Genomic DNA, 22,897 nt, shown 5'->3' on the forward strand with positions numbered 1-22,897 from the left:
GGTCCGTAGCTCGCGCGGAGGCGGGCAGCCGAACGCCGGGCCTTCCGGTGCGTCAGAGCAGCGCGCCGCCGGTGGCATCGATCCACTGGCCGGTCACCCACCGCGCCTCGTCGGAGGCGAGGAACCCGACCACATCGGCCACGTCGGCGGCCTGACCCACGCGATGGAGCGGGGACATCGCCGCCACCGCGGCCTTGGTCTCGGCGTCGCGCAGCCAGTGGGCGTTCATGTCGGTGTCGATGATGCCCGGCGCCACGGCGTTCACGGTGATGCCGCGTGCGCCGACCTCCTTGGCGAGCACGCTGGTGAAGCTGTCGATCGCGGCCTTGGTCATGGTGTAGGCGATCAGTTGCGGCATGTGCGCGCCGTGCGTGAGACCGGTGGAGATGTTGACGATCCGGCCGCCGGTGCGCAACCGGTCCAGTCCGAGGCGGGTGATGAAGAAGGGCGCCTTGGCGTTGATCGCGAAGACCCGGTCGAACGCCGCCTCGTCGGTCCCGGCGATGGGCTCCCGGATGACGTCGGCGCCCGCGTTGTTCACCAGGATGTCCAGCCCGTCGGCGTGCGCGTCGAACGCCGTCCACAGCGCCTGCGCGTCACCCGGCACGCCGAGTTCGGCCCGGATGGCGAACGCCGCGCCGCCCGCCGCCTCGATCGCGGCCACGGTCGTCTTCGCCGCCTGCTCGTCGGCGTGGTAGTGGACCGCCACGCGTGCGCCGTCGCGGCCGAGTCGTTCGGCGATCGCCCGGCCGATGCCCCTGCTGCTCCCGGTTACCAGTGCCGTCTTGCCCGTCAGTGCGCCCATCGCGAAATCCTTTTTCTCTAGCGGTCGCTACAGAAAGTACGGTAGCACATTGTTTAGTGACCGCTATAGAATTGTCGGTATGGCTACGACGACGCGGGGCAGGCCGCGCTCCTTCGACCGGGACGCGGCGCTCGAGCAGGCCATGCGGCTGTTCTGGACGCGCGGGTACGAGGCCACCTCGATCGGCGACCTGACCGGGGCCATGGGGATCGGCGCGCCGAGCCTGTACGCGGCGTTCGGGGACAAGAAGACGCTGTTCGCCGAAGTCGTCGCGACCTTCGGCGCGCGCTACGGCGGATTCGTCGCGCGGGCGCTCGCCGAGGAGGACACCGCGCAGGCGGCGGTCCGGCGCATCCTGCGCGAGGCGGCGACGGAATACACCCGGCCGGACTGCCCGCACGGATGCCTGGTGATCAGTGCCGGCGTCAACACCACCAGCGCCGAGGTCGCCGAACTCCTCCGCGACATGCGCAACCGGAACATCGACACGTTCGCCGCGCGCATCCAGGCCGACATCGACGCGGGCCTGCTACCCGATCACCTGGACGCGCGCACGCTGGCCCGCTACGTCGGCACGGTGATGCAAGGCATGTCCCAGGCAGCGCGCGACGGCGCGAGCCGGGCCGAACTCGATGCGGTGGCCGAACTCGCGCTGCGCGGCTGGGGGGACTAGTGGCCGGAGGCGCGTCCGTCCTGTACCACCACCGGCAGGCAGGTGCGCACGAAGTCCGCGCCGAAATCGGTGAGCACCACGCTGCGGTAGATCACCTTGGTGCCGAAGCCGGAGCGCTTCAGCATCTCCCGCACCGGTGACTGCGCCTCCAGCAGTTGGTACCGGTTGGGGTTGCCGACCGGCTCACGCGCGTGCTCGATCAGACCCAGCCTGCGCAGGTTGGTCAAGTACTGCTGGATGCGGTTCGGAAAGCGCAATCCGGCGTGCTCGCCGATCAGCGTGAGCATCGAACCGAGGCGCTCGGAACCGAGTGCGCGCGGGCGCCCGGTGCGGATGTCGATCGAGGGCTGCGGCCCGTCCAGATGCAGGAAACGCAGGATGCGCGCCTCGTCCGGGGTGAGTTCGGCGAGCATGCCCGCGAAGGCCGGGTGGTTGTCGTCCTCGCCGTGCGGGCTGGCCGACAACCGCAGCAGCGCGGCGCCCTGCTCACGCAGCGTGGGCACGGCTTCCTGCGCGGGCGGCTGCGCGGCGGCCGGGAGGCCGAGTGCTTTGCGCATCGCGTCGCGGACCTCGGATTCCGCCTCCGCCAATACTTCTCGCGGCGGCGCTCCCTCGATGCTGCGCCGCACCACGGTGGAGGTGACGCCGACCGCGGTGCCGACGCCCCACGATGTCACCCCGGTGACGGCGGTCCACGCGACCCGTGCGACGCCCGTCGCGGCACGCACGGTGGCCACGGGAACCGTTACTCGTCTGGATAACTCGTCGGGATGAGTGAGGTCCGATGCCGGCCGCCGGGCGATCTCTTGCGAGGGCTCGGCGTTCGCCGCCGTCGCGTCGAGGTGCTCGACGGCCTCGATATCGCCGTCGTCCGGACCCGCTACAGCCATGATGTCGCCACTCCCGTTCCGAAGATCAGGATATGAGCGTATCCGGCGAACAGCCCCAGCACGCCGCCATGGACGAAAAGAAGCCATTCGTCTTGTTTGATGGCCGCGCGGAGCATGTCGACGAAGTCCGGCGGCGACAACATCGCCATCTGCCTGGCGATGTACTCGTTGATCTGCCTGCCCTGGCGGACGTTGAACTCCGGGTCGGCGAACGCGATCGGCGCGATGGCCATGGCTTCGCTGGTGAACGTCGATTGCAGCGAGTCGTATTCGCGGCTGCCGAGCACGAACTTGACGGCGGGACGCGCCGGGCCGAGCGCGCGGTCGGCGGCCGGGCGCAGCGTGTCCTCCAGCATCTGCATTGTGCGATCCGAGCGGGGGCCGTTGAGCAACTCGTCACCGATATTCGCCACGGTGATCACCTGGCTGGAAACCAATTCCGCGTATCCGTCGGTGATTTCGGACTTGCGTTTGATCAGCAGGCCCTGTCGCCACGGAACCCACCACTTCGGATATGCGGGCGCGAAGATCATATTGATGCCGATCCAGTTGACCACCCATCCGATGATCACGCCGCCGATCGGCAGCACGACCAGGCTGGACCAGCCGGTCACATGCAGGACGACGACCAGCAGCACGCCCATCGGCGCGCCGAAGTAGAAACCGAAGTTCTGCATGAATCGCAGTTCCTTCGCGCCGAGCACTTGGAACAGGGTGTTGAGCAGATGCGGGCGGGCCTGGAAGTAGCGGATCACCATCTGCTTCACATCCAGCAGCTGATCGATATTCGCGCCCAATTCCTCGGTCAGCTCGCGCAGGATCTCCGGCAGCTGCTGGCGCACCCGCGCGTGCACCATGTCGCGTACCTGGGCGGGCAGGTTGTACCAGAGCTGCGGATGCTCGCGGCGCAGGATGTCCTCGACGATGTCCTTGATCTGCGCGTCGGCGATGCTGGCGAGGTGCTCGGCCAGTTTGTCCGGCTCGAGTTCCCGGTAGAAGTCGGCCACGCTGCCGAGTTTGGCCAGGCCCTTGTCGACCGCGATGCTGGCCATCTTGTCCGCACGCGAGGGGACGATGCCCTGCCAACCGAAGCGGCCGTCGTAACTGAGCAACGGGAGGACTTGAATTCGCTTGGGAAGGAAGGGATACAGCGCGCGCAGGCCGGGAACTCGGACGCCGTGGAAGGCGACCGGCTTGAACAGCATGAGCACGCCGGTCCAGTTGGTGATGTAGCCGATCACCCCGGTGAAAAGCGGTATCGTCACGAGCTCGAGGAGGATCGTGGGGTGGATTCCGAATACGCTCTCTAACACGACACCCTCCTGCCGATACACCGGTGATCGCCGCCTCACCGGCACCCAAAACTAGCACCCCCTCGGCGAAGAAACCCTATTGCGCGCCGCGTGCCGGTCGCACTGTCCGAGTCAGGCGGTGCGAATGACCCGCGACACAAGGGGAAGTAATCTGTGGAGCGGATTCGTTCCCCCGGCGATATCGGAGAAAACGTGGCAGACGACAGGACCGGACAGGACGTGGCCCGGCCAGGTTCCCGCGCCGTCGAGCGCAGTTCGGATGTCGAACAGCGGCAGATCAGCAACGAGGCACGGCTGATCCGCGGCGTGTTCCGGGCGGCAGGCGTGGCCGCGGGCACCGTTGTGCGCGGAAGCCAGTGGGCGGTCGGCACGACCTACGAGGTCACCAGGGAGATCACCCAGGCGGCGCTGGACGGGGAGTCCTCGGCCGAGATCGCCGAGCGGACCGGAAACGCGTTGCGCTCCATCGCCCGCAGCGCGCTCGGCGTCACCGAGGGCTCGGTCCGGGAAATCGTCAGCTACGTCCCGACGTCCAACGGCCCGACGTCGTCGCAGCAGGCGCTGACCGTCGGCCCCTACCTGCGCTCGGCGAGCACCGAGGAGCTGCGCCGCCGCGGCGACGCGCTGCTGGCCAGGTCCGCCGACGTCTACTTCACCGAGGACGTGCACCCCGCCTACGACCGCATCCTCGACGAGCTGGCGCCCGACGAGGCGCGCATCCTGCGCTTCATGGCGCTCAACGGGCCGCAGCCGTCGGTCGACGTGCGCACCAACCGTCCACTGGGGATCGGCTCGGAGCTGGTGCAGGGTGATCTCACCTCGGTGCCCGAGCAGGCCGGCGTGCGCTATCCGGATCGCGCGCGGTCCTACCTGATCAACCTCAACCGCCTCGGGCTCACGCTGACCTCGGACGATCCGGTGGTGCTGAGCCGGTACATGGTGCTCGAGGTGCAGCCGGTGGTGGAGGCGGCGCTGAAGAAGGCGGGCCGGGCGCCGAAGATCGTCCGCAAGAGTCTTCGGCTGACCGAGTTCGGCGAGGACTTCTGCCGCACCTGCTTCACGATCGGCAGCTGACGCCGCGGAGTTGATCTTCGTCGGAAGATTCGCCGCACCGTGATAGCAATCTGATACATCTCTCCCAATCCGGCACTCGGGATGGGATTGTTGAGGGTATGGATCAGCGAAACGGCGGGCAGGGGCGCGGCGACCCCGGTGTGGGCATCGCTGGGCAAGCGCGTAACGAATGGGACACGGGCTCAGGTGGGCAGGGGCGCGACGACCCGGGCTTTCCCCCGGACGAGCGCGGCGGCGTCGACCTCGATCCGGGTGCATCGGAGCAGGACGAGCGAGAGCGTGACATCGACCCGGTCGGCCCCGAACGCAGTCGCAGCCAGCGGGCGACCGGCACGGGTGAGCGGGATCCGGACGACCTGCGCGCCGATGATCGACTGCGGTTCGACGCGGGACCGATCGACTTCGGGCAGGTGCGCGACGATCCGCGGCCGCGCGGCCGCGGCGAGGAGCCCGAGCTTGACGACGTCGCGGCGATCTCCCGGCTGAAGTACCGGTACCTGCGCACCCTCGACACCAAATCATGGGATGAATTTGCCGACACCATGATCCCCGAGGCCACCGCGACCTACAGCGAATACCTGCAGTTCGAATCGCGCGAGGCGTTCATCGCGTTCATGCGCAACACGCTCGGGCCGCACGTGATCACCGAGCATCGCTGTGACCATCCGGAGATCGATGTCGACGGCGACACCGCCACCGGCACCTGGTACCTCGCCGACACGGTCCTCATCCCGGGCCACAACATGCTGCTGCGTGGCGCGGCCTTCTACACCGACCGCTACGTCCGCTGCGACGACCGGCGCTGGCGGATCTCGCACACCGGCTACGAACGCACCTACGAGGTGGTGCTCTCCCTCAGCGATCTGCCCAGCCTGCGCTTGACCTCCAGCCGCTGGGGCCTGATCGCGCGCGAAGACGGGATCGCCGCCATCCAACGCGACCCCGGCACCGCGCCGCTGCGGCCGGACTCCGAGGCCGGCTGACTCAGTCGGCGGTGGCCACCAGGGGCTCCAAGGTGAGCGCCGGGTGCTCCTTCTCGATGTATTGCAGTCGCCACTTGTCGCTGAACAGCGCCAGCAGCGCACCGTCTGAGCGGGTGAAGACCTCCACCCCGCGCTGCCGCCCGAGTTCCTCCGCCGACGCGGCGTCGGTGCGCCGGGCCAGCGTGTAGCCGAGGTGCTCCATCGTGGTCTCCACGTTGAACTCCGTGAGCATGCGCGCGGTCACTACTTCGAACTGCATCGGGCCGACGGCCGCCAGCACCGGCGAGGCGTCGCCGCGGATGTCGTTGCGCAGCACCTGTACGACGCCCTCGGAGTCGAGCTGATCCACCGCCTTGCGGAACTGCTTGTATTTGCCCGCGGTGCGGGCCCGCAGCACGGCGAAATGTTCCGGCGCGAACGACGGGATCGGCGGGAACTCGACCTTCTTGTCCACGAACAGCGTGTGTCCCGGAGCCAGCGCCGTCGCGTTCACCAGGCCCACCACGTCACCGGGGTAGGCGGTGTCGACGGTGGCGCGCTCACGGCCGAACACGGTGAGGGCGTACTTGGTGGCGAACGGCCGCCCGGTCTGCGCGTGGGTGACCACCATGCCGCGTTCGAACTCGCCCGACACGATCCGCATGAACGCGAGGCGGTCGCGGTGGGCGGCGTCCATGCCCGCCTGCACCTTGAACACCACCGCGCTGAACGGATCGCCGGTCTCGCGCGGCTTGCCCTCGATGTCGGGCCGCGGCCCGGGGGCGGGCGCGAGCGCGACCAGGGTCTCCAGCAACTGCCGCACGCCGAAGTTCAGCATCGCGGAGGCGTAGATGACCGGCGAGGTCTGCCCGGCGAGGAACAACTCCTGATCGTGGTCCTGGCCCGTGGCCGAGAGCAGCTCGCTCTCCTCCGCGGCCGTGGTCCACGGCTCGCCTTCGCGCGCCTCGGCGGCCTCGGGGGTGAGCGACTCCTCGGGCGCGATGGTCGCGCCGCCCGCGGTGCGGGTGAAGTGGATATATTCGAGCGCCGCGCCGTCCGGGCCGCGGCGCAGCAGACCGCGGAAGTCTCCCGCGATGCCGACCGGGAGGAACAGCGGAGTGGGGGTGAGGCCGATCCGCTCGTTGATCTCGTCGAGCAGTTCCAGGGGCGCCCGGCCCGGCCGGTCCCACTTGTTGATCACGGTGATCACCGGGATGCCCCGGTGACGGCAGACCTGGAACAGCTTCAGTGTCTGCGGCTCCAAGCCCTTGGCCGCGTCGATCAGCATCACCGCGGCGTCGACGGCGGTGAGCACCCGGTAGGTGTCCTCGGAGAAGTCGGAGTGCCCGGGGGTGTCGACCAGGTTGATGACGCTGTCCACGTCCGAGCCCGCGGCCCGGTAGTTGAACTGCAGCGCGGTCGAGCTGACCGAGATGCCGCGCGCCTTCTCCATCTCCATCCAGTCCGAGACGGTGGACTTGCGCCCGGCCTTGCCGTGGATCGCGCCCGCCTCGGAGATCATCCTCGCGTGCAGGGCCAGCGCCTCGGTGAGCGTGGACTTGCCCGCGTCGGGATGGGAGATCACCGCGAACGTGCGCCGGCGGGCTACCTCGGCGGGCAACCCGCGGGATGCGGGCGCGACAACACCCTCAGGGGAGGCGCTCAACGCAAGACAACCTTTCGCAGACGACCGATCGGCAACCACGCCAGCGTACGCGACGCGCGCGAGCGCCGGCCGAACCGCCGGTGACCACCCGATTCAAAGACGGCCCCGGCGCTGGGGTATGGTGTTCGGGTTGTCTCGGCGAGGGTGTCCGCAGACCAGTTTTGCGACACCGTGATCGACGCGGCGCGGCTTCCGGCCGTCCCTGTTCGGTCTTCGCCCCGACGAATAGACCCTCCCGTCAGGTGTGCGGAACCCCTGACGTGTAACTGACAGCCCGGAAGAGCCGTAGGAGTAGATCCAGTCATGTCCGACGTCAACCTTCTCGAAGCATCCGTACGCACCGAGTTCGGCAAGGGCGCTGCCCGCCGCACCCGGCGTGCGGGCAACGTCCCGGCCGTGCTGTACGGCCACCAGGCCGACCCGCAGCATCTCTCGGTGAACGCCCAGGCCTTCGCCGCCATCCTGCGCGAGCACGGCACCAACGCGGTGCTGAACCTGGTCATCGACGGCAAGAAGCAGCTCGCGCTGACCAAGTCCGTCGTGGTGCACCCGATCCGCCGCTACATCGAGCACGCCGACCTGCTGATCATCAAGCGCGGCGAGAAGGTCACCGCCGACGTGAACGTCACCATCACCGGCGACGCCGCTCCCGGCACCCTGGTCACCCAGGAGGCCACCACCGTCTCCGTCGAGGCCGACGCGCTGAAGCTGCCCGAGGCCATCGAGGTCTCCGTCGATGGCGTCGAGGCGGGCACCCAGATCACCGCGGGCGCGCTGCAGCTGCCCGAGGGCGTCGACCTGGCCGCCGACGCGGAGACCCTGATCGTCAACGTGATCGCCGCCCCGGCCGCCGAGCCCGTCGAGGGTGAGGGCGCTGCCGAGGCCGAGGGCGAGAGCGCTGAGTAGTACCGAATCGTCCGCCGGGCCCGCGCTGGTCGTCGGACTGGGCAATCCCGGTCCCGAGTACGAGCGCACCCGGCACAATGTCGGTTTCCTGGTCGCCGACGTGCTCGCCGAGCGCGTCGGCGGCCGTTTCGGTGTGCACAAGAAATCCGGCGCCGACCTGCTGCAGGCGCGGCTGGACGGGCGTCAGGTGCTGATCGCCAAGCCGCGGTCGTTCATGAACCTGTCCGGGCGGCCGGTGGCCGCGCTGGCGAAATTCTTCTCCGTGCCGCCGACCGAGGTGATCGTCGTGCACGACGAACTCGACCTGCCGTTCGGCGCGATCCGGCTCAAGCGCGGCGGCGGCGAGGGCGGGCACAACGGTCTTCGCTCCGTGTCCTCCGCCCTGACCACCAAGGACTACCTGCGCACCCGGATCGGCATCGGCCGCCCGCCGGGCCGCCAGGATCCGGCCGACTACGTGCTGAAGCCGTTCTCGGCGCCGGAGCGCAAAGAGGTCCCGGTGATCGTCGAGCAGGCCGCCGACGCGGTGGAATTGCTGCTGCGCGTGGGTCTGGAGACCGCGCAGAACCAATTGCACTGAGCGCCTTCGTCGCCACGAGGCGCCGGGCGGTCAGCCGCGGGGCAGATGCATCGCTGTCGCGGCCCTGCGCAGCTTGCCGGAGGAGGTCTTCGGCAGTGCGCCGGGGCCGAGCACGGTGACGGTGCGCGGCCGGGCGCCGACCTCCGCGAATACCGAGTGCACGATCTCGCGCTCGATCCGTTTGACCTCGTCGGGGTCCTGGTGGCTGCCGCTCTCCACCACGACGGCGAAACTCTCCCGCTGATGACCCGCGTCCAGGCGCACCGCCACCGCGTTGCCGGGCCGGACGCCGCGCACCCTCGTCGCCGCGCGCTCGATGTCGGTGGGGTAGATGTTGCGGCCGCCCATGATGATCACGTCTTTGATCCGGCCGCACACCACGATCAGCCCCTCGTCGGTGAAGTAGCCGATGTCGCCGGTGTCCAGCCAGCCCTCGGCGTCCTGGGCCGATTGGAATCCGTGCACCGTCACATAGCCGGAAGTGACCGCGGGACCGCGCAATTCGATCACGCCCACGGAGCGGGCGGGCAGCGGTTGACGCTCGTTGTCGACGATCCGGCCCTCCAGTTGGTCGACCAGATAGCCGAGTGTGGGCAACCTGCGGATGTGGGCGGGCTGGCCGTGCTCTACCGGCACGGGTACCGCTTTGCCGATCGCCTCGAGCAGGTCGGCATCGATCACGTCGACCACCTGTCCGTGCCCGGGATCGGGAATCGACACGGCCAGCGTGGTCTCGGCCATGCCGTAGACCGGAGTGAGGGCCATCGGGTTGAGCCCGAACCGTTTGCCCGCCTCGGCCAAGGCGTCCATGGTGTCCGGATCCACCGGTTCGGCGCCGTTCCACATGTAGCGGACGCTGCTGAGGTCGAACGCGCCGTCGTCGGCCTGCCGCAGCCGCCGGGCCAGCAGGGAATAGGCGAAATTCGGTGCGGCGGTGACGGTCCCGCGGTACTTGCTGATCAGCTCGGCCCACAGCAGCGGCCTGGTGAGGAAGTCCAGCGGTGTCACGCACACCACTTCCGCGCCGAATTGCATGGGGACGCTGAGGAACCCGACCATGCCCATGTCGTGGAACAGGGGCAGCCAGCTGACCATCACGTCGTCGTCGAGCTGGAATTTCACCCGGTTGAACATGGCGTAGGCGTTGACGTAGAAGTTCTCGTGCGTGATCCGTACCGCCTTGGGCGAGCCGGTCGAACCGGAGGTCAACTGCTGCAGGGCGATATCGCTCTCGACGGTGGGTACCGGATCGACGTCGGGACCGTCGGGCAGCTGGTCGATGCGCACCACGGTGATGCCGCGTTCGCGCAGCAGCGGTTCGGCCGCCTCGAACGGCGCGCCCAGCACGACCGCGCGCGCTTCGATCATGGTCAGCACGGTCTCGGTGTCCCGCGCCCACACCACCAGATCGGTGCGCGGAGTCGGCTGGTGCAGCATGGTGATCGACCCGCCGCGCATCCAGACGGCTTGGCAGGCCGGGGCGATGTCGGCGGGCATGCCCGCGAGCACGCCCACCGCGTCGCCGTGCCCGATGCCCGCTTCGGCCAGCCCGCCCGCCATGCGCCGGGCGATCCGGTGGATTTCGGCCCAGGTGCGGCGCAGCGGTGCGCCCGGCTCGCCGGTCACCAGTCCGCGTACGGAGGTCTGTGCGGTTGCGTACATCTCGTCGGTGAACCTGCTCAAAGTCCCAACTCCTCTTCACCAACCGTTGCCGGGATCCGGCCTCCCCCAACTATCACGCCATAGTGACTCAGCGTTAACCCCATTTCCAGGGGCGCAGGTCAGCGGCGTGAAATCACGCCCGAAAAGGTCGCGGCGTAGCGATCGACGTAGCACCTGCCCGATCGTGCGGCGAGTTCGCGCATGAGCTCGTCGGTCGCGGCGCGCACCGTCTGTCGTTGCTCGGCGGGTGGGTAGCGGCGCGGCGCGGCGAACTCGATGCGCACTTCGGCGAACCGCAGCAGGCGGCTGCCGCGCGGATTCACCCGGTCGGTGCCGGAGAGCGTCACCGGAACCACCGGCGCGCCCGTGGCCATGGCGACCCGCACCGCGCCGGTGCGTCCGCGATAGATCCGCCCGTCCGGTGAACGGGTGCCTTCGGGATGGATCGCCCAGACTCCGCCGTCCTCGAGGATGCGGGTGGCCGCGGCCAACGCCGCGGCGGCCGCCTCCCCGCCGGTCCGATCGACGGGGACCTGTCCGGACACCGAGTAGAACCAGCGGTTGAACCGTCCGCGCACGCCTTTGCCGGTGAAGTACTCCTGTTTCGCGAGGAACGTGACGCGCCGGGGCACGACCAGCGCGAGGTACAGCGAATCGATCATGGCGAGGTGATTGGCCGCGATGATCACCGGCCCGGTCCGCGGAATGTGCTCCAGCCCTGTGACGTCGGGCCTGCCGAGCAGCCGCAGCAGTGGGCCGAGCAAGACATATTTGAACAGTGCGTACCACATGAAGACCTCCGGGAGCCGAGTGCGTAGACACTGTCTACCCGATCTTGTAGACACTGTCTACGGCCGGGTGCGCCCGCGGTCGCGGGCAGGCGTAGACAATGTCCGCATGGCCGGGAGCGAGTCGTTGCGGGATCGACTGGTCGACGTGGGCGTCGACCTGCTCGAAGAGGTGAGGGCCGCCCATCTGGGTCTGCGCGCGATCACCCGGGCGGCGGGCGTCTCCCACGGCGCGCCGCGGCGATACTTCCCGACGCACCGCGCACTGCTCGCCGCCATCGCGGCGCGCGGGTTCGCCGACCTGGAAGACCGGTTCGCGGCGGTGGAGGCCGAGTCGGCACGCGACCGTCTCGCGCGGATGAGCGCCGAATATCTCGAATTCGCCGTGCGGCGTCCGGAGATGTTCACCCTGATGTTCCGGCACGACCTTCTGGAAGGTTCCGGCGAGAATCTGCGGTCGGTCAGCCTGCCGCTGTTCGCGCGGTTCGCCGAGTTGGTCGGCGCGGCGGCGGCCTCGGACGCGATCGACCCGCGCGACCGGGCTGTCGCCCTGTGGACCAACCTGCACGGTATCGCCACGGCGCAGGCCAATCGCAGCCTGCGCCTGGTCGGGCCCGGCACCGACGCGGCGGCTCTGGTGGCCAGGGCGCTCACCGTGCACTTGGCCTGACTGTTCCGAGGCGCTCCCCGGGCGGTTCAGGCTCGCAGGGCTGCCACCGCTGCGACGAAACGATCGAGTTCGTCGAAACCGACGAAGCAGTGCGGCGAGGCGCGCACGACCGAAGCGAGGCCGCGGCCGGTCATGTCCAGCAGGGTCGAACCGGCGTGGCTGACCGTGACCGTGATGTCCTGCGCCAGCAGCCGGTCGCGCACCGTGCCGGAGTCGACGCCGTCGACGGTGAACGACACGATGCCGCTGTGCCGGATGCCGAGGTCGCGCACGGTCACGCCGGGGATCTCCGGCAGCGCCTTGCGCAGGTGCTCCGCGCGGGCCGCGATCGCGGCGTAGACGTCCTCCGGCCCGAGTTCCAGCAGATATCGCACGGCCGCGCCCAGGCCGAGCCGGGCCGCGACGTCGCACTCCCAGAACTCGAAGCGGCTCGCACCTGGCGCGAGCCGGTAGTCCTGCGGTCCGGTCCATTCCGCGCTGTGCAGATCGAGCCGTCCGGGTTCCATCGAGCGTGCCAACTCCGGCCGAAGGTAGAGAAAACCGGTGCCGCGCGGGCCACGCAGCCATTTACGGCCGGTGGCCGACAAAGCGTCGACGCCGAGTTCTGCGACGTCCAAGGGCAACTGTCCGGCGGACTGGCAGGCGTCGAGCAGCACCAGTGCGCCGACCGAGTGCGCGATCCGGGTCGCCTCGGCGGCTGGGTTCACCAGCCCGCCGTTGGTCGGCGCGTGCAGCACCGAGACCAGCTTGACCCGTTCGTCCACCAGTGCCGCCAGTGCGTCGAGGTCGATCTGCCCGCTGCCGTCGCTGGGAATCTTCTCCACCGTGGCGCCGGTGGCGCGGGCCCGCTGCAGGGCGGCGATGGCATTGCTGGCGTAGTCCGCCTCGGAGACCAGGATGCGGTCGCCCGCGGCGAGCGGGACCGAATAGAAGAAGTCCGCCCAGGAACGCGTGGCGCTGTCGCTGAGCGCGATGCTCTCGGGTTCGGCGTTGATCAGCGCGCCGATCGCGGTCTTGACGTCGGCGAGATCGTCGAGCCGCTCGTTCGCGGCGCGATAGCCACCGACCTCCGCCTCCCGCCGCAGATGCCCGATCACGGTCTCGGTGACGACCCGTGGCGGCAGCGACGACCCCGCGCTGTCGAGGAAGACGGGGCCGGGGCCGGGCCCGTCCACGCATCCGGGAGTGTCGGCTCGTACGCGCTCGTCGTCCACCATGGAGCCGACCTTATCGGGTGGATTGTTCGGCTGCGTGTCGATTTCTTGTCGGTCCGCGTGGCTACGCTGGATGGATCGCCGCACGCGAATTCCGGCGGGGGAGTGGAATACCACCGCGCAGAATGGCGATAACCGAAGAGCAGCGGACTACGTCCCGGAGCCCACTGGAGGTTGGCATGGCGGTCACGCTCGAGAGTCCTGAGTCGGCCGGTTGTGCCACCGAGCAGGGAGAACTTTCCTCCCGCGCGGCGGCGGAGGCATACATCGGCGGGGTGTGCTTCAAACTCGGACCACCCACGCTGATCGGCGCCGAACTCGAATGGCTCACGGTGCAGGGTGAGTGTTCGGCGGCCGGTCCTTCCGCGGCTCCGCGCCCCCAGCTGTCCGCCTTCGCGGACGCTCTCGGACCGTACGCACCACGGTCCATCGCCCCTGATTCGCCGGCACTCGCACTGCCGGGGGGCAGCCGGGTCACTCTCGAACCCGGTGGTCAGATCGAACTCTCCAGCGCTCCCTACGGCGCTGCCGCGCAATTGTGTGATCACCTGCGCGACGATGCCCGCCTGTTGCGGGAACTTCTCGAATCCCGGTCCATCCGCACCGTTTCCGTCGCCGCGGACGCGGACCGTCGTCCCAAACGCTTGCTCCAGCTCCCGCGCTATCGCGCGATGGAACGCTCCTTCGGCGGCATCGGTCCGTTCGGCAAGCTGATGATGTGCAATACCGCGGCCACCCAGGTCAGCGTCGACGCGGGCGCCGACCGCGCGGAGGTCACCGCCCGTTGGACCGCGCTGTACGCCGTCGGCCCGGCGCTGCTGGCCGCCTTCGCCTGTTCACCCGTCCTGCGCGGCGCGCCGCCCGGCGGGTGGGCGTCCCAGCGTATGCGGGCCTGGCTGCGGCTGGACAACGCGCGCACCCGCCCGCCGGTGCTGGACTGGGCCGACCCGATCGCGGCGTACGGCAGATGGGCGCTGGACGTGCCGCTGCTGTGCGTGCGTCGACCGGACGGGTCCGCCGAACGTGGCGACGGCGCGGGATGGTCCGCGCCGCCAGGCGCGACCTTCGCCGATTGGCTGTCCGGCGCGTTGGACGATGAGGTCGGCCGCCGCCCCGGGATCGGCGACCTCGACTATCACCTGACCACGCTGTTCCCGCCGGTGCGCGCCTCGGGCCACCTGGAGGTGCGCTACATCGACGCCCAGCCGGGTGACGGGTGGACCGTCCCGGTGCACGTGATCGACGCACTCGTGTCCAGCCCGTCGGTGGTCGCGGAGGCGACTTCGATCGCCGCGCCCCTGGCCGCCCGCTGGGTCGATGCCGCCCGCTACGGACTGGCCGATCCGGACATCCGAGCCGGCGCGGTCGCCCTGCTACGCCTGGCGGCCGAGCACACCGCGACCGATGACGCGGCACGTGCCGTGGAATCCGCCGCCGAACGATGTCGCCACGGCCGCACCCCGACCGAGGACGACGCCGAGCACGGCCTCGACCCGGAGCCTCCGGAGGCCGCCCCGTGACCAGCAACCAGCCGCACTTTCCCGACGGCGCCCAGGTCGACCGGACCGGCGTGCGCCGAATCGCCGACAGTCGCGGCCGCGCCGACGCCGATCAGCCCGAATCTCGGAGACGTTTCTCGTGACCACTTCCCATCCCGCCTTCACCGATCACTCCGGCGCCGAGCAGCTCCGCGACCGGATCGCCGAGGTACTCACGCGCGCCCGGCAGCGCACCCACACCCTCACCGACTGCGTCGACGAGGCAGAACTGGTCGCCCAGCATTCGCGACTGATGAGTCCGCTGGTCTGGGACCTCGCGCACATCGGCAACCAGGAGGAACTATGGCTCGTACGCGACGTCGGCGGACGCGACCCGGTGCGCTCCGACATCGACGAGATCTACGACGCCTTCAAACACGCCCGCGCCAACCGGCCCGGCCTGCCGCTGCTCGATCCCGGCCAAGCCCGCGCTTACGTCGGCACCGTGCGCGACAAGGTCTGGGATGTGCTGGAGCGCAGCGAGCTACGAGGTCGTCCCTTGGTCGACGACGGGTTCGCCTTCGGCATGATCGCTCAGCACGAGCAGCAGCACGACGAGACGATGCTGGCCACCCACCAGTTGCGCGCCGGCGCGGCCGTGCTCTCCGCGGCGGCCGCACCGGCCGCGACGGCGACGGTCACCGGGGAAGTCGTCATCCCCGCGGGCGAGTTCACCATGGGCACCTCCAGCGACGCGTGGGCGCTGGACAACGAGCGTCCTGCCCACCGGGTCAGGGTGCCGGGTTTCGCGATCGACGCGGCGCCGGTGACCAACGAGCAGTACCTGGCCTTCGTGGACGACGGCGGCTACGAGCGGTCCGAACTCTGGTCCGAACGCGGCTGGGCGCGTCGCGTCGAGGCGGGTCTGATCGCGCCGCAGTTCTGGGAGCGCGACCCGTCCGGGCGCTGGTGGCGACGGGTGTTCGGGGTGATGACGCCGCTGCGCCCGCACCAGCCGGTCGTGCACGTGTGCTGGTTCGAGGCCGAGGCCTACGCCAACTGGGCGGGTAAGCGCCTGCCCACCGAAGCGGAATGGGAGAAGGCGGCGAGGTTCGATCCGGCCACCGGCGTCTCGCGCCGTTTCCCCTGGGGCGACGCCGATCCCGACGCCTCGACCGCGAACCTCGGGCAGCGCTATCTGGAACCCGCCGAGGTAGGGGCGTATCCGGCCGGCGCGTCACCCGCGGGCGTGCACCAACTGATCGGTGACGTATGGGAATGGACCGCTTCGGGTTTCGACCCGTATCCGGGATTCCGCGCGTTTCCTTATCGGGAGTATTCCGAGGTGTTCTTCGGCGGCGACTACCGCGTGCTGCGCGGCGGTTCCTTCGGCACCGATCCGGTGGCCTGCCGCGGCACCTTCCGCAACTGGGACCACCCCATCCGCCGCCAGATCTTCGCCGGGTTCCGCCTGGCGCGGGATCTGCGCCCGGGAGAAGGGGAGTGAGCCACGCCCGTCCGTCCGGACGGCGGTGTGCTCGCGGTCAGGCGGAGCCGGCGGGTGCGGATGTGTAGACATTTGGGTTACGTCGGCCCTCCGGTGCGGGTAGGCGACATGTTGACCCTCGGCTCTCATTCGCTGCGCACCCAGGCGTGGGCGCCACGCGATATGCGCCACGGCGGCACCATCAACGCCGACGGTTTCGGCGTCGCCTGGTGGCACGTCGGTGTGGACGACATGGTCACCGTCAGCCGTTACCGCAACGCGGCGCCGATCTGGACCGACCCGGCCGTGGAGGAAGTCCTCCCGCAGCTCGAGTCGGTCGCGGTGCTCGGGGCGGTGCGGTCGGCGACGGTCGGCATGCCCGTCGAGCGGTCCGCGTGCGCGCCGTTCACCCGCGACCGCTGGGCGTTCAGTCACAACGGCGTGGTGCCCGACTGGCGGCGCACCCTGACCGGCGTCGCCGCCGAGTTCGCCTCGAGCGCGGCCGAACTCGGCGCCGAAGACCTGTTCACCCCGGCGCGACTGCTGGAGGCCGAGTCGGCCACCGACGCGGCCACGCTGTGGGTGCTGCTGTGCGATCTGCTGGCGACCAGCTCACCGGACGGCGAATGGTCGGCGGCTCCGGCGGCGCTGCGGCTGCTCGTCTCCGCGATCCTCGACCGGGCCCCGGAAGCACGCCTGAATCTCCTGCTCTCCGATGGCGCGCAGCTGTGGGCGACCACCTGCCACCACTCGTTGTCGGTGCTGGTCACCGACGATTTCGCGCTCGTGTCCTCCGAACCCTTCGACGACGACCCCCGCTGGCGGCCGATCCCGGACCGCAGCCTGGTGAGCGCCAGGCCCGGCGCGCTGTCCGTCGACGCCCTCCTGTGACCCGAAAGGCCGTGTCATGACCGCAGCCACGCTGGACATCCACCTCACCGACGACGACCTCGACGCGGCGCTCCGCTCGGACGCCCGCCTCGGCCTCACGGCGGACCCGAAGTGGTTGCCGCCCAAATGGTTCTACGACGCCAGGGGCAGCGAGCTGTTCGAGCGGATCACCGAGCTGCCCGAGTACTACCCGACGCGCACCGAGCGCGCGCTGCTCGAGCAGGTGGTCGGCGAGATCGCCGACGCCGCCCAGACGGAGGTGCTGGTCGAACTGGGCGCGGGGTCGGCAGCCAAGACCCGCCTGCTGCTCACCGCGCTCGGCGCGCGCGGACCACTGAAGAAGTATGTGCCGCAGGATGTTTCGTCCTCAGCGCTGCGGGCGGCGGCCGACGAGGTCGCGGCCGAGTTCCCTGGTCTCGCCGTGCACGGCGTGGTCAGCGATTTCACCGACACCCTGGACAACCTCCCGCGCGGCGGCCGCCGGATGATCGCTTTCCTCGGCGGCACCATCGGCAACCTCGTTCCCGAGGAACGCGCCGAATTCCTCACCCGGATCCACGACGTGCTCGAGCCCGGTGAGCAACTGCTGCTCGGGGCGGGACTGGTCACCGACCCGGCGGTCCTCGTCCCCGCCTACGACGACGCGGCGGGCGTCACCGCCGAGTTCAACCGCAACGTTCTGCACGTGCTGAACGCCCGCCTGCGCGCCGACTTCGCGCCGGACAAGTTCCGGCACATTGCGGTCTGGGACGCGGAGCGGGAGTGGATCGAGATGCGGCTGGAGGCCCGCGAGGACATGACCGTCACGGTCGGCGACCTCGGCCTCACCGTGCGCTTCGGCCGCGGCGAACAGATGCGCACCGAGATCTCCGCGAAGTTCCGGGTCGCGGGGCTGGACGCCGAACTCGCGGCCGCGGGCTTCGCCACCGGACACGTGTGGACCGATCCGGACGACCGCTTCGCGCTGGTCCTCGCCGGACGACGTTGACCACGCGGCGGTCGGTGGTCACCACGACGGTGCGCCGCCGACCACCGCCGCGAGCCACTCGACCAGCGGCCGCATCGTCTCCCACGCGGCGCGGACTTCCTTCGCCGTCCGGGGCGTGTCCAGCCAGGCGGGCGCGCCGAATTCGCGGCCGCAGGTGATGGATTTGTGTCGCAGCAGGTCGATGCGCGGGTGGTCGGCGTCGTAGCCCTTGGGTTTGGTCTTCAGCTTCTCACCGCCGATGGTGAAACCCGTGTCGGCGAGTTCGGCGAGGATCGCCGCGAGTTCGGGGCCGCGGACCTCGTCATCGATGGTGGCGCGCAGCTGTGCGAGCTGGTCGGGCGAGCCCTGATAGAAGCCACCGCCGACGTACAGGCCCGCGGCGTTGATCTGCACATACCAGCCGACACCCGCCCCGGCGCGCACCACCGCGCCCTGCGCGGTCTTGTACGGCGACTTGTCCTTGGCGAACCGCACGTCCCGGTAGGGCCGGAAGATCTTGGCCGTCCCGAAGTCGGGCTCCAACTCGGCCACGAGCGACTTCATCGGTGCGAGCACCGACTCGTCGTAGATCTTCTTGTGCGCGGTCCAGAACGCCTTGGAGTTGTCGGCCTCCAGGTCTTCGTAGAAGTCCAGCCCGGCCAGCGGGAAGCCCGCGAATCCGGTCATGCTCGCGCACCCGCCACGCTGGTGCCACCGAAAAGACGCATACCGAAAATCTACGTGGTGAAGTCTCCGCCGAACACGGCGAATCCCACGATGAAGCCGATCACCATCCCGGTGGCCGCTGCGATCGCTGCCCATTTGCCGAGCGATTCGCCCTTGTTGTGTCCGATTATGCCGAGGATTATTCCGGCCGGGCCGAAGAGGATCGGGCAGAACAGCACGGCGGTGACCGCGCAGACGAACCCGATGATCGAGTACACCTGACTGCCCGGCTGCCGCGGCGGGGTGGCGTACGGCTCGTACCCTTGCTGCGGATAGGACGGGTAGCCGTACTGTGGCTGCTGCTGTCCGGATGCCGGATAGTCGTACATCCCGCCCGCCGGGTACTGCGGTTGCCCGCTCGGCGGATACGGCTGCTGAGCGTCGTCGGGTTGCCCCTGCGGGTAGGGCGGCTGCCCGCCTGCCCCGTATTGCGCGTGCTCGTCGGGTGTGAACCGCTGCGTCGATTCGTCGGTGGGAGGCTGGGGCGCGGAGCCCGAAAACGGTATCCCCGGCGCGGCGGGTTCGGCGCCCCAGGACTGCTGGTCGCCTCCGCCGTTGGCGCCCCAAGGGCGGGGTTCGGCGGGCTGGCCGCTGGGCTCGGCGCCCCATTGGCCGCCCAGCGGCTCCGCGGGCGGCGTGCCGCTCGACTGCCACCATTGGTCCGCGGGCCCCGGCTCGCCCTCCGGCGGCCGCGCGGCGGCGGGATCGTGCTCGGTGGGTTGCCCGCCGGGTGTCTGGGCCGGAGCGGCGCCGGTCAGCGGCGGTGCGGGCTCGTCACCGGAGGTCTCCCCGATCTGCTTCGACGGCGACTCCGCCGGTGGCTGCTCGTCGTGGTCCGGCTCCTTCGGCGTGCTCATCGCACCCTCCTCGTATCGTCCCGGGTCACGCCACCATGCCTACCACGACGGACGTCTCGTGATAGCCGATTGCTACCACATGGCGCGTCGGGGTCTCAGAGGTCCTCGTCGTCGACGATCTCGATGGCGGCCACTTCGGCGGACCGGTTGTCGTCCTCCTCGTCCTCGACGCGGCGGTCGCTCGCAGTCCACTCCTGATCCAGCTCGTCACCGATGCCGAGCCTGCCGTCGTCCTCGTCCTCGTGGTAGCGGATGCGCAGGTCCTCGGGCGGATCCTCGATGTTGCGCTGGTACTCGCGGATCTCGTCCTCCTGGTCGTCGTCCCCCATCTCGGTTTCCAACGGGTCACGGTCCATACTCCCAGTATCCCCACCGATCGCCGCGACTAACGCGAACGCGAAAACGGCGGCCCGGACCGGAGTCCGAACCGCCGTTCCAGCAGTGTGGGGGCTAAGCGTTGCCGTTGAAAAGGCCGGTCACCGAGCCGTTTTCGAAGACCTCGCGGATGGTGCGCGCCAGCAGCGGCGCGATGGACAGCACTGTGAGCTGCGGGAACTTCTTGTCCTCGGTCAGCGGCAGGGTGTTGGTCACCACGACCTCCTTGGCTCCGCAGTTCGCGAGGCGCTCCGCCGCGGGGGAGCTCAGCACGCCGTGGGTCGCGGCGATGACCACGTCACCCGCTCCGGCGTCCTTCAGCACCTTGACCGCGCCCGCGATGGTGCCGCCGGTGTCGATCATGTCGTCGATCAGGATGCAGGTGCGGCCCTCGACCTCGCCGACCACACGGTTGGACTTGACCTGGTTGGGCACCAGCGGATCGCGGGTCTTGTGGATGAAGGCCAGTGGCGAGCCGCCCAGCGAGTCGGCCCACTTCTCGGCGACGCGCACCCGGCCGGAGTCGGGGGAGACGACGGTGATGTGCTCGAGGCTGTAGTTGGTGCGGATGTACTCGGCCAGCTGCACCTGCGCGTGCATGTGGTCGACCGGGCCGTCGAAGAAGCCCTGGATCTGGTCGGTGTGCAGGTCGACGGTGATGATCCGGTTGGCGCCCGCGGTCTTCAGCAGGTCGGCGACCAGGCGAGCCGAGATCGGCTCGCGGCCGCGGTGCTTCTTGTCCTGGCGGGCGTACGGGTAGAAGGGCAGCACCGCGGTGATCCGCTTGGCCGAGCCGCGCTTGAGCGCGTCGATCATGATGAGCTGCTCCATCAGCCACTGGTTCAGCGGTGCGGGGAAGCTCTGCAGGACGAAAGCGTCGGAGCCGCGGACCGACTCCTCGAAGCGGACGAAGATCTCGCCGTTGGCGAAGTCCCGCGCGACCTGCGGGGTGACGTGGACGTCGAGTTCCTTGGCGACCTGCTCGGCCAGCTCAGGATGGGCGCGTCCCGAGAAGAGCATCAGGTTCTTCTGGTTGTCGATCCATGACGCGGTCACTGCTGATTGCCATCCTTTTGCTCTATTGCCTGACCCGACATCTCCTTGGCCGCGATGGCTTCCGCCGCCGCGCGCGCCGCGTCCGTCCCTGGACGGTGTCGCTGCACCCAGCCCTCGATGTTCTTCTGCGGTCCACCGGACACCGCGAGAGCTCCGGGCGGAACGTTTCTGCGCAGTACAGTACCCGCCGCCGTATAGGCTCCGTCACCCACCGTCACCGGCGCGACGAACATGGTGTCGCTGCCGGTGCGCACGTGCGACCCGACGACGGTGTGGTGCTTGGTCACGCCGTCGTAGTTGACGAACACGCTGGACGCACCGATGTTGCTGTGCTCGCCGATGGTGGCGTCGCCGACGTAGGTGAGGTGCGGGACCTTCGAATGCGCGCCGATCGAGGCGTTCTTGGTCTCGACGAACGCGCCGAGCTTGCCCGCGTCACCGACGATGGTGCCGGGACGCAGGTAGGCGAACGGGCCGATGGTGGCCTTCGGGCCGATGGTGGCGCCCTCGCCGTGCGTGCGGATCACCTTCGCACCGTCGCCGACGACCACGTCGGTGAGCGTGCTGTCCGGGCCGACCTCGGCGTCCTCGCCGACAACCGTGTTGCCGAGCAACTGCACACCGGGGCGCAGCAGCGCGTCCCTTCCGATACGCACGCTGGCGTCCACCCAGGTGGACGCGGGATCCAAGATCGTGACGCCGGCCCGCATGTGGCGTTCCAGGATGTAGCGGTTGAGCGTTTGCGCCGCCGAGGCCAGCTGCACCCGGTCGTTGACGCCGGTGACCTTGGCCGCGTCGACCAGCCGCGCGCCGTGCACCGGGTGACCGGCTTCGCGGGCCAAGCGCAGCACATCGGTCAGGTAGAGCTCGTGCTGGGCGTTGGCGGTGGACAGGCGGCTGATCATGGTGCGCAGGATCGCGGCGTCGAACGCGTACACACCGGAGTTCACCTCGGTGATCGCGGCCTGTTCCGGCGTGGCGTCGGCGTGCTCGACGATCTCGGCCAGCTGGCCGTCCGCGTCGCGCACGATGCGGCCGTAGCCGTTGGGGTCCTCCGGGACGAAGGTCAGCACGGTGACCGCGGGGCGTTCGGCGTAGCTGCGGTGCTCGTCGAGCAGCGCGGACAGGGTGTGCCCGTCCAGCAGCGGCACGTCGGCGGAGGTGACCAGCACGTCGCCGGTGAATCCGACCGGCAGGGCGGCCAGCGCGCACTGGACCGCGTGCCCGGTGCCGAGTTGCTGTTCCTGGATCGCCGGGGTGATCTCCCGGCCGAGATCGTCGGCGACCGCGGCCACCGCCGCGCCGACCTGTTCACGATCGTGCCCCACCACGGTGATGAGGTACGCGGGGTCGATCTCGTTCGCCGCATGCAGCGCGTGCGCGAGCATGCTCCGACCGGCCAGCGAATGCAGTACCTTGGGGGTCTTCGACCGCATTCGTGTCCCGGCACCGGCTGCGAGAACGACGACGGCGGTCTGCTGTGGCATGGATCTCCCTCGGCTGCCTGTCCTCGTGCGGGGCTGTCGTCGTGCTTGGTCAGCGATGTGCGGGCCAACGATAAGTCAACGTGCTCTCGAGCTCCGCCGCCAGGACTCGAACCTGAACTCTCTGAACCAAAATCAGATGTGCTGCCATTACACCACGGCGGATTGCCACACCGGCGGTTGGCGAAACCCCCGCCGCTGTGCCACGGCACGGGATGAATCCTCGCATACTCGCCCGCCTCCCCGCGAATTGTTCTGTCGGTCGTTTCTGGTATTCGTGCCGGACCAGCGGAGGAGCGTGTGATGCGCGTACATGTGCGCGGGCCGCCCCGTGCCGGCGGGGCGTCCCGCTCCGAGGTGGACGGGAGGTCGGC

General features: G+C 69.5%; 23 protein-coding genes and 1 tRNA gene. 11 read left to right on the forward strand and 13 right to left on the reverse strand.

Annotated elements, in window-relative coordinates:
* Window positions 1-52: 52 nt before the first annotated feature.
* Entirely contained in the window at window positions 53-805 is a 753-nt protein-coding gene (locus GVY64_RS18365; protein WP_159842986.1) for an SDR family oxidoreductase, read from the reverse strand.
* Window positions 806-884: 79 nt separating this feature from the next.
* Between GVY64_RS18365 and GVY64_RS18370 the strand changes: the two genes are divergently transcribed.
* Window positions 885-1,478: a TetR/AcrR family transcriptional regulator gene (locus GVY64_RS18370; protein ID WP_159842988.1), complete on the forward strand. Its 594-nt coding sequence runs from the start codon at window positions 885-887 to the stop codon at window positions 1,476-1,478.
* On the opposite strand, the gene GVY64_RS18375 is transcribed toward GVY64_RS18370, so the two are convergent.
* Both GVY64_RS18375 and GVY64_RS18380 read right to left on the reverse strand, forming a co-directional pair.
* A complete protein-coding gene (locus GVY64_RS18375) occupies window positions 1,475-2,368 on the reverse strand; it encodes an Abi-alpha family protein (protein WP_159842990.1) in 894 nt (297 codons plus the stop codon). The genes GVY64_RS18370 and GVY64_RS18375 overlap by 4 nt on opposite strands.
* Window positions 2,359-3,633 (reverse strand): hypothetical protein, encoded by a 1,275-nt coding sequence (locus tag GVY64_RS18380; RefSeq protein ID WP_236566945.1) that lies wholly within the window; start codon window positions 3,631-3,633, stop codon window positions 2,359-2,361. The genes GVY64_RS18375 and GVY64_RS18380 overlap by 10 nt, the downstream gene beginning before the upstream one ends.
* Window positions 3,634-3,873: 240 nt before the next feature.
* Between GVY64_RS18380 and GVY64_RS37880 the strand changes: the two genes are divergently transcribed.
* On the forward strand, window positions 3,874-4,755 hold the full coding sequence (locus GVY64_RS37880; RefSeq protein ID WP_159842994.1) for an Abi-alpha family protein: 882 nt from the start codon (window positions 3,874-3,876) through the stop codon (window positions 4,753-4,755).
* Window positions 4,756-5,165: 410 nt separating this feature from the next.
* On the forward strand, window positions 5,166-5,738 hold the full coding sequence (locus GVY64_RS18390; RefSeq protein WP_159843150.1) for a nuclear transport factor 2 family protein: 573 nt from the start codon (window positions 5,166-5,168) through the stop codon (window positions 5,736-5,738).
* Between the two features lies 1 nt (window position 5,739).
* On the opposite strand, the gene GVY64_RS18395 is transcribed toward GVY64_RS18390, so the two are convergent.
* Complete coding sequence (locus GVY64_RS18395) at window positions 5,740-7,383, reverse strand: peptide chain release factor 3 (protein WP_201298062.1); 1,644 nt, start codon at window positions 7,381-7,383, stop codon at window positions 5,740-5,742.
* 303 nt (window positions 7,384-7,686) lie between these two features.
* On the opposite strand from GVY64_RS18395, the gene GVY64_RS18400 reads away from it, so the two are divergent.
* Window positions 7,687-8,289, forward strand: a complete 603-nt coding sequence (locus tag GVY64_RS18400) for a 50S ribosomal protein L25/general stress protein Ctc (RefSeq protein WP_159842998.1) — start codon at window positions 7,687-7,689, stop codon at window positions 8,287-8,289.
* Window positions 8,258-8,869 (forward strand): aminoacyl-tRNA hydrolase, encoded by a 612-nt coding sequence (pth, locus tag GVY64_RS18405; protein WP_236566966.1) that lies wholly within the window; start codon window positions 8,258-8,260, stop codon window positions 8,867-8,869. The genes GVY64_RS18400 and pth overlap by 32 nt, the downstream gene beginning before the upstream one ends.
* A 30-nt stretch (window positions 8,870-8,899) precedes the next feature.
* Here the strand turns inward: pth and GVY64_RS18410 are convergent, their stop codons facing one another.
* Complete coding sequence (locus tag GVY64_RS18410) at window positions 8,900-10,552, reverse strand: fatty acyl-AMP ligase (protein ID WP_159843000.1); 1,653 nt, start codon at window positions 10,550-10,552, stop codon at window positions 8,900-8,902.
* A gap of 98 nt (window positions 10,553-10,650) precedes the next feature.
* Window positions 10,651-11,322, reverse strand: coding sequence for a lysophospholipid acyltransferase family protein (locus GVY64_RS18415; protein WP_159843002.1), 672 nt, complete (start codon window positions 11,320-11,322; stop codon window positions 10,651-10,653).
* A gap of 106 nt (window positions 11,323-11,428) precedes the next feature.
* Between GVY64_RS18415 and GVY64_RS18420 the strand changes: the two genes are divergently transcribed.
* The gene (locus GVY64_RS18420) at window positions 11,429-11,989 is read left to right on the forward strand and encodes a TetR/AcrR family transcriptional regulator (RefSeq protein ID WP_159843004.1); all 561 of its coding nucleotides are present in this window, start codon (window positions 11,429-11,431) and stop codon (window positions 11,987-11,989) included.
* Window positions 11,990-12,015: 26 nt separating this feature from the next.
* On the opposite strand, the gene GVY64_RS18425 is transcribed toward GVY64_RS18420, so the two are convergent.
* Window positions 12,016-13,206 (reverse strand): aminotransferase class V-fold PLP-dependent enzyme, encoded by a 1,191-nt coding sequence (locus tag GVY64_RS18425; RefSeq protein ID WP_159843007.1) that lies wholly within the window; start codon window positions 13,204-13,206, stop codon window positions 12,016-12,018.
* Window positions 13,207-13,382: 176 nt separating this feature from the next.
* Between GVY64_RS18425 and egtA the strand changes: the two genes are divergently transcribed.
* From egtA to egtD, 5 genes are read left to right on the forward strand one after another with little or no spacing between them, the layout of a single operon-like run.
* On the forward strand, window positions 13,383-14,723 hold the full coding sequence (egtA, locus tag GVY64_RS18430) for an ergothioneine biosynthesis glutamate--cysteine ligase EgtA (RefSeq protein WP_159843009.1): 1,341 nt from the start codon (window positions 13,383-13,385) through the stop codon (window positions 14,721-14,723).
* The gene (locus tag GVY64_RS38730; RefSeq protein WP_268895643.1) at window positions 14,720-14,845 is read left to right on the forward strand and encodes a hypothetical protein; all 126 of its coding nucleotides are present in this window, start codon (window positions 14,720-14,722) and stop codon (window positions 14,843-14,845) included. Before egtA ends, GVY64_RS38730 begins: the two co-directional genes overlap by 4 nt.
* Window positions 14,842-16,188: an ergothioneine biosynthesis protein EgtB gene (gene egtB / locus GVY64_RS18435; protein ID WP_159843011.1), complete on the forward strand. Its 1,347-nt coding sequence runs from the start codon at window positions 14,842-14,844 to the stop codon at window positions 16,186-16,188. The genes GVY64_RS38730 and egtB overlap by 4 nt, the downstream gene beginning before the upstream one ends.
* Before the next feature lie 60 nt (window positions 16,189-16,248).
* Window positions 16,249-17,058 carry an ergothioneine biosynthesis protein EgtC gene (gene egtC, locus GVY64_RS18440; protein WP_159843013.1) on the forward strand — a complete coding sequence of 270 codons (810 nt, stop codon included), beginning with the start codon at window positions 16,249-16,251 and terminating at the stop codon, window positions 17,056-17,058.
* Between the two features lie 16 nt (window positions 17,059-17,074).
* Complete coding sequence (egtD, locus tag GVY64_RS18445) at window positions 17,075-18,046, forward strand: L-histidine N(alpha)-methyltransferase (RefSeq protein ID WP_159843015.1); 972 nt, start codon at window positions 17,075-17,077, stop codon at window positions 18,044-18,046.
* A gap of 18 nt (window positions 18,047-18,064) precedes the next feature.
* Here egtD and GVY64_RS18450 read toward each other — a convergent pair whose 3' ends face one another.
* The 6 genes from GVY64_RS18450 to GVY64_RS18475 all read right to left on the reverse strand — a co-directional run bounded on the left by GVY64_RS18450 (window position 18,065) and on the right by GVY64_RS18475 (window position 22,688).
* Window positions 18,065-18,712, reverse strand: a complete 648-nt coding sequence (locus tag GVY64_RS18450; RefSeq protein WP_159843017.1) for a DUF2461 domain-containing protein — start codon at window positions 18,710-18,712, stop codon at window positions 18,065-18,067.
* A 50-nt stretch (window positions 18,713-18,762) separates the two neighbouring features.
* Window positions 18,763-19,608, reverse strand: coding sequence for a DUF4190 domain-containing protein (locus tag GVY64_RS18455; protein WP_159843019.1), 846 nt, complete (start codon window positions 19,606-19,608; stop codon window positions 18,763-18,765).
* A gap of 95 nt (window positions 19,609-19,703) precedes the next feature.
* On the reverse strand, window positions 19,704-19,964 hold the full coding sequence (locus GVY64_RS18460; protein ID WP_159843021.1) for a hypothetical protein: 261 nt from the start codon (window positions 19,962-19,964) through the stop codon (window positions 19,704-19,706).
* Between the two features lie 94 nt (window positions 19,965-20,058).
* Entirely contained in the window at window positions 20,059-21,039 is a 981-nt protein-coding gene (locus tag GVY64_RS18465; protein WP_159843023.1) for a ribose-phosphate diphosphokinase, read from the reverse strand.
* On the reverse strand, window positions 21,036-22,526 hold the full coding sequence (gene glmU / locus GVY64_RS18470; RefSeq protein WP_159843025.1) for a bifunctional UDP-N-acetylglucosamine diphosphorylase/glucosamine-1-phosphate N-acetyltransferase GlmU: 1,491 nt from the start codon (window positions 22,524-22,526) through the stop codon (window positions 21,036-21,038). Before glmU ends, GVY64_RS18465 begins: the two co-directional genes overlap by 4 nt.
* A 91-nt stretch (window positions 22,527-22,617) precedes the next feature.
* Window positions 22,618-22,688: transfer RNA gene (locus GVY64_RS18475), tRNA-Gln, on the reverse strand.
* Window positions 22,689-22,897 lie beyond the last annotated feature (209 nt).

The organism is Nocardia sp. CY41 (genome assembly GCF_009829325.1).
Taxonomy (GTDB): domain Bacteria; phylum Actinomycetota; class Actinomycetes; order Mycobacteriales; family Mycobacteriaceae; genus Nocardia.